The 6,097-nt window shown below is 73.0% G+C and carries 6 protein-coding genes; 4 read left to right on the top strand and 2 right to left on the bottom strand.

The window, feature by feature from the left end; translation table 11 throughout:
• Positions 1–222: 222 nt before the first annotated feature.
• Positions 223–1,218: a LysR family transcriptional regulator gene (locus tag E1283_RS30025; RefSeq protein WP_132821320.1), complete on the top strand. Its 996-nt coding sequence runs from the start codon at positions 223–225 to the stop codon at positions 1,216–1,218.
• Here E1283_RS30025 and E1283_RS30020 read toward each other — a convergent pair.
• Together E1283_RS30020 and E1283_RS30015 are read right to left on the bottom strand one after the other, a co-directional pair.
• The gene (locus tag E1283_RS30020; RefSeq protein WP_243745203.1) at positions 1,173–2,360 is read right to left on the bottom strand and encodes a helix-turn-helix domain-containing protein; all 1,188 of its coding nucleotides are present in this window, start codon (positions 2,358–2,360) and stop codon (positions 1,173–1,175) included. The genes E1283_RS30025 and E1283_RS30020 overlap by 46 nt on opposite strands.
• A 30-nt stretch (positions 2,361–2,390) precedes the next feature.
• On the bottom strand, positions 2,391–3,314 hold the full coding sequence (locus E1283_RS30015) for a helix-turn-helix domain-containing protein (RefSeq protein ID WP_132821319.1): 924 nt from the start codon (positions 3,312–3,314) through the stop codon (positions 2,391–2,393).
• 214 nt (positions 3,315–3,528) lie between these two features.
• Here E1283_RS30015 and E1283_RS39555 point away from each other — a divergent pair, with 214 nt between their 5' ends.
• From E1283_RS39555 to E1283_RS30005, 3 genes are all read left to right on the top strand, one after another.
• On the top strand, positions 3,529–3,663 hold the full coding sequence (locus E1283_RS39555) for a hypothetical protein (protein ID WP_279571303.1): 135 nt from the start codon (positions 3,529–3,531) through the stop codon (positions 3,661–3,663).
• Between the two features lie 133 nt (positions 3,664–3,796).
• Positions 3,797–5,104: an ATP-grasp domain-containing protein gene (locus E1283_RS30010; RefSeq protein WP_132821318.1), complete on the top strand. Its 1,308-nt coding sequence runs from the start codon at positions 3,797–3,799 to the stop codon at positions 5,102–5,104.
• 79 nt (positions 5,105–5,183) lie between these two features.
• Positions 5,184–6,086: a DUF1015 family protein gene (locus E1283_RS30005; protein ID WP_165956300.1), complete on the top strand. Its 903-nt coding sequence runs from the start codon at positions 5,184–5,186 to the stop codon at positions 6,084–6,086.
• Positions 6,087–6,097: the final 11 nt, after the last annotated feature.

Here is a 6,097-nt window from a genome sequence, read left to right as displayed (position 1 = left end):
GGTGGGTGCGGGTGTCGCGCGTCGTCGCCAGCCGCGTCGGCGGTGGGTGGCCACCGCGGCGGGGAGGACGGCGACCAACGTGCCGCCGGTGAGGGCGAACCGCATGGGGGTTTCTGGCATGACAGAACGGTCGCCGACGGTGACCGCCGGCGTCCAACACCTGATCAGGGCCCATTCACGCACTCCGGTTGTGAATTCCGTGGGGCGGGTGAGAATGGGGCCGTGCACCACGACACCGATCCCCGACTGCTGCGCGCTTTCGTCGCCGTCGCCGAGGAACTGCACTTCACCCGGGCCGCCGGCCGGCTGTTCGTGGCGCAGCAGGCGCTCAGCCGGGACATCGGGCGGCTGGAGCGCGAGTGGGCGACCACCCTGTTCCACCGGTCCACCCGCCATGTCGCCCTCACTCTGGAGGGCGAGCGCCTGTTGCCGCACGTGCGCCGTGTGCTGGCGGCGTACGACGGCTTGTCCGCCGCCGTGACGGCCGGCGGTGAGCGGCCGCTGGTCGTGGACGTGGCGGCGCCGGTCGCCACCGGCCAGCAGGTGTTGGACGAGGCGCGGCTGATCGCGCCCGAGTTGGAGTTCGTCGCGCGCTACCACAGCGGCCTGGCCAGGGCCGCGGCCGAGATCGCCGGTGGTCGGCTCGACGTGTCGTTCGGCCGGGTCGCCGGCCTCGCCCCGGCCGTGCGGGCCGGTCTCGCACACCGGCTGATCCGCTTCGAGCGGGTGGCCGTGCTGCTGCCGGGCGACCACCGGCTGGCGGCGCTGCCCCGGGTGCCGCTGGCCGAGCTGGCCGGCGAGACGCTGTACGCGGCGGCCGGCAACGAGGACACCACCGAGTGGACGGACTACGCGCGCGACCTGTTCGCCGGCCGCGGCATCCGGCTCGCGCCGCCGTTCCCCAAGATCGAGGGAGACGTCGAGTTCGGGCGGGTGGTGCGTCGGCAGGGCTGGTCGGTGCTGGCCAGCACCGAGTTCGTCGGGGTGCCGGGGATGGTGCTGCGGCCGCTGGTCGAGCCCGTACCGCTGTCGCCGGTGTCGATGGTGTGGCGGCGCGGCCCGCGCCACCCCGGGCTCGACGTGCTGGGTACGGCCGCCCGCGACCTGGGCGACCGCGGTGCGTGGCTGACCAGGCCGGCCGGCTCCTGGCTCCCGGAGGCCGACCGCGCGCTCTACGCCTCGGTCGGGCCCGCGGCCGGTTCCCTGGAGCGCCCCTGAAGGCTGAGCCACCCCAGCTCGACCGCCCGGACGCCGGCCTGGAAGCGGTTGGCCGCGCCGAGGCGCGTCATCAGCTGGGCGACGATGCGGCTGACCGACCGCTGGGAGATCCCCAGCCGCAGCGCGACGTCGTCGTTGGTGCGACCGGCCACCATCATCAGCAGCACCTCGCGCTCGACCCCCGTCGGCTCGGCGCCGGGCGGCGCCTCGTCCGGCTCCAGGAACTCCCGGCCCTCCTCCCAGCAGTGCTCGAAGACCTGGCACAGGTAGCTCAGCACCGAGGGGTCACGCACGATCGCCGCCGCGGCGGCCGTGTCCAGCGGGTCCAGCGGCAGCACCACGCAGTCCCGGTCCCAGATCAGCATCCGGGACGGCATCGTGCCCACACAGCGCACCTCGGCGCCGGCGGCGGAGACCCGCTCCACGTACTGCACGGTGGCCCGGTGCCGGCGCGCGCTGTGCTGGAAGAGCGACCGGATGCGGATGCCGCGGGCCAGTAGTTCGAGGTCGATGGGCAGGGCCGCCCGCAGGGACTCGTCGGCCTGGCCGCCGCCGGGCACCAGGGCGTCGAGCGACGTGGTGCAGGTGCGGCCGAGGTCGTCGATGACGGCGCGGATGTTGTCGATGCCCTCGATGATCTCGATGCTGCTCTTGGCCGAGCGCATGCTGCGGGCTTCCAGGTAGTCGCCGGAGAGCGTGTGCAGTTGCTCCCGGGTGGCCGCCATCGCGATCCGCTGTTGCAGGATGTCGCGCTCCAGGGGCGCGAGCAGCGCCTCGGCCGCGCTCTCCGGGCTGATCGCCACCCAGCCGCCGCTGGGCGAGCGTTGGAGCAGCCCCAGCGCGGACAGCTTCTTCTCGGCCCGGGCGACCTGCTCCCGGTCGAGGCCGACGCGGGCCGCCAACTGGCTCACCAGGTCGGTGGGATGGGTGACACGCAGTTTGTAGACGCGGACGGTCGCCGCGTCGAGTTCCTCGTCGTCGCCGAGTGTGGCGACGGCCTGGGCGAGGTCCTCGGGGACGCCGACGGCGCCCGCTCCGGTTCCCCCACCCCGCTCCGCCCGTTCGGCCCGTTCGGCCCGTTCGGCCCGTTCGGCCCGCTCAGCGTGATCAGCCTGCACACCGCCGTCGTCCAAGCCCCGCACCCCCTCTTCCCGATCGGACCGTCGAGTCTCTCAGGACAGCCAGCCGTTGAGCGCCGCCCGCGCCCCGGCCTGGAACCGGCTCTCCGCGCCCAGCCGTTCCATCAGCCGGGCCACGATCCGGCTGACCGACCGAGGCGACATGCCCAACTGGTGGGCGATCGCCTCGTCCTTCCTGCCCGCCGCCATCAGCAGCAGCACCTCGCGCTCGATGCCGCCGGGCTCGGGACCCGCCTTCTCCTCCTCGGCGAAGTCCAGGCCCTGGTCCCAGTAGTGCTCGAAGAGCTGCTTCAGGAACCGCAGCACCGCCGGGTCGCGCACCAGCGCCGCCCCGCTCGCCGTGTGCAGGGGGTCGAGCGGCAGCACCGCGCAGTCGTCGTAGATCAGCATCCGGGACGGCAGCACCGCGGTGGTGCGGATCTGGGCGCCCGCGTCGGCCAGGGTGGCCGCGTGCACGGTGGTCGCGCGGTCGCCGCGCGCCGAGTGCTGGAAGAGCGAGCGTATCCGGATGCCGCGCGACAGCAGCTCCAGGTCGACGGCGAGCGCCGCCGCCAACCCCGCCTTGCTGACCGCGCCGCCCGGCACCAGGGCGTCCAGGGACTTGGTGCAGGTGCGGCCGAGGTCGTCGATGACGGCGCGGATGTTGTCGATGCCCTCGACGATCTCGATGCTGCTCTTGGCCGAGCGCATGCTGCGGGCTTCCAGGTAGTCCCCTGACAGCGCGTGCAGCCGGGCCCGGGTGGCGGCCATCGCGATGCGGCGTTGCAGTATGTCGCGCTCCAGGGGCGCGAGCAACGCGTCCGCGGCGCTCTCCGGGCTGATCGCCACCCGGCCGCCGCTGGGGGAAGGGCGCAGCAGCCCGAGCTCGGCGAGCTGGAACTCGGCCTCTTTGACCTGCTCCGGTGTAAGGCCGGCGCGAACGGCAATCCATTCAACGGAGTTCGTGGGGTGAATCACACGGAGCCGGTAAACTCGGGCCGCCGCCGCGCCTATTTTGCCGGATTCGCTCACGATCTCCGTCCTCGAACGACATCGGCCAGCCCCTTGGCGTCAACTCGACAGGCGAGATGATGCCAGAACGATTCTATCGACTTCTTGGTGAATGCTCGTGAGCATGATTGGGCCAGCATGCCACTCATGTTCGCCTATGTGGACGTGGAAGAGGGATCCCGTGAAGAAGTTTGTTCTCAGCGTTCTCGCCGCCTTCCTTGTGGTGGCCGCCGCCAGCGGCGTCGCCACCGCACAGGAACCGGCCGCCGCGGCCTCGTCCGAAGCGGCCAACCCCCTGACCAGTGTCTGGGACTGACCGGCGGCTCGCTGGGGCCCGGTCCCAGGACCCTATCCGTTGATCTCCGTCGTCGACCCGGACCGAGAGGCATCGCCCCGGGAGCCGTCGACGACCTGACCCCGGAACTCGTGGACTCCAAGGAGGCGGCACGATGACGCCGCAGTCACCGGTGGCGGTTCTGCTCAGCCCGCGCCCCGCGGTGGTTGAGGCGGCCCGCCGAGTCGGCGCCCGTACGTTGGTGCTCGCTCCTGACCTGTCACGACCGGGAGTTCGGGAGGCCGCAGGCGCGGCCGATCAGGCGATCACGGTCGACTGGACCGATCACCCCCAGCTGATGATGGCCATCGGCCATCTCACCAACCTCCCCGCCAGGGTCTGCGTGTTCGGTTTCACCGAAGCCAGCGCCCTGATCGCCGCCCGGGCGAACGAGGCCCTGCGCTTCCCGGGCAACCCTCATGCGGCCGTCGCGTACCTCACGGACAAGGCGGCCCTGCGCGGCAAGGTCAACCAGCTCACCGGTGCCCCCGTCCGGTTCGAGCACTGTGACCGCGCCGCGCATCTGGTGGCCGCCGCCGAACGCGTCGGCTTCCCGTGCGTGGCCAAACCACGCACCGGCTCGGGCGGCCAGGACGTCCACCTGCTGCGCAGCGCGGCGGACGCGGCGGACCTGGCCGCCCAGCTGTCGGGCGAACCCGCCCTGATCGTCGAGGAGTTCCTCGACGGCCCGGAGTTCAGCATCGAGGCGCACTCGCGGGCCGGCGAGCACACCATCCTGGCCATCACCAGGAAGTACGGCGCCGTCGACACCGTGGGCGTCGGCGTCACCGAGTACCGGACGACCGGCTACGACATGCCGGCCGACCTGGACGAGGACACGAGGGAGCGGATCCACCGGCTGGTCGTCGCCACGCTCAACGCGGCCGGCCAGCGCGGCGGGCTCTCGCAGACCGAGGTCATCGTCACCGCGGACGGGCCGCGGCTCATCGAGTCGCACGCCCACCCGGGCGCCACCTTCGTGCAGGAACTACTACGGCTGGCCACCGGGACCGACCCGATCGCGCTCGGCATCGCCAGCGCGCTCGAACTACCGCCGCCGGAGCCCGCCTTCGACGACCGGCGGTGCGCCGGCAGCCGCTTCCTGCGGCTGCCGGCCGGCCTCCTCGAGGCCGTCGAAGGCATCGCCGAGGCGCGGGCGATCGCCGGGGTACGGGAGCTGGAGATCACGGTTCCCGTGGGGAGTCATGTTCCGGAGGCCACCAGCCGGGTCGCCGGACATGGCTACGTCACGGCGGTCGCCGACAGCCCGCAGGAGCTGGACGCGGTGCTGCGCAAGGCCATGGACACGCTGCGCCCCGTCGTGGCGCCGGCGCCTTCCGTCCTGTCCGGGGCGATGACGAGCCAGTTCCCGCGGGACGTACCGAGGGAGGTCGTGAAGGAGGAGGAGCACACTGCGGCCTGAGCTGTTCCCCGAGCTGGTCCTGCCCAGGACCCCGGCCCCACGGACAGACCTCCTCCTTCCCGTCCCGGACACCTACTACGTGCTGGAGCGCCGCGACGCGCTCGGCGCGGTCGAACAACGGGGCGTCGTCGGGGCGTTGAGCCTGCACGGAGTGGAGAGCGGGCACGTGCTCCGCCACCAGCACGTCGCCGAGCCGGCCGTTCGCCACCAACTCCGCCTCCTGGAACGGACCGCGGCGCCGGCGCAACCGTTACTCCTGGCGGCGCCCGACCTCGGCGCGTTCCAGGAGTGCGTGGACGAGACGATCAAGGGCCAGCCACTCAGGGAACAGCCCACCCCCGAGGGCGGCGTCCAACTGCTGTGGCCCTGCGACCCGGTGTGGACGGCGTCGCGGCCGGCGCTGCCGCCGGTGCTGCTCGCCGACGGCCACCACCGGCTGGAAGCCGCCCGCCGCCGGCTCCGCGGCGCCCCGCGGACGGCCGCCGACCGGCTGCCGGCGCTGGTCGTCGACCACCGGCACTTCCCGCTGACGCTCTCCGCGACCCACCGCGCGGTGCCGGGCCTCGACCTCGGCCGCGCGGTCGCGGCCGCCGGCCGCATCGCGCACGTCACCGAACTGCCGTCCGCCGCGCGGCTCGCGCCGCGCAGCGGAACCTTCCTGCTGACCGGTGCCGGCCGGGTGTGGGAGGTGTCCGAGGTGTCGCCGACGGCGATGGCCGGACGGCTGCGGTTCGTTCCTCCCGAGTGGGTGGAACTGCCGGCGGCGATCAGCGACCACGTGCTGATCCCGGCCCTCTGCGAGGACCAGGGCGTGCCGCCCGCGCCCCGGTACACGAGCCACCCGCCGGGCCCCGACGAGGTCGGCCTGATCCTGCCGCCCCCCACGTGGGACCAGATCTGGTCCGGCACGGCGAGTGGTGCGGGCATGCCGCCCAAATCCACCCACCTCGGCCCCCGGCCGACGTTCTGGCCTCTGGGGTAGGGGGATTGCCC

Source organism: Streptomyces hainanensis, assembly GCF_004348415.1.
GTDB lineage: Bacteria > Actinomycetota > Actinomycetes > Streptomycetales > Streptomycetaceae > Streptomyces > Streptomyces hainanensis.
This window is presented reverse-complemented; position numbering and strand designations above follow the sequence as displayed.

What these genes read in the sequence shown, in the direction of transcription:
- E1283_RS30010 (WP_132821318.1), top strand. Translation starts at nt 3,797, where the DNA reads ATGACGCCGCAGTCACCGGTGGCGGTTCTGCTCAGCCCGCGCCCCGCG.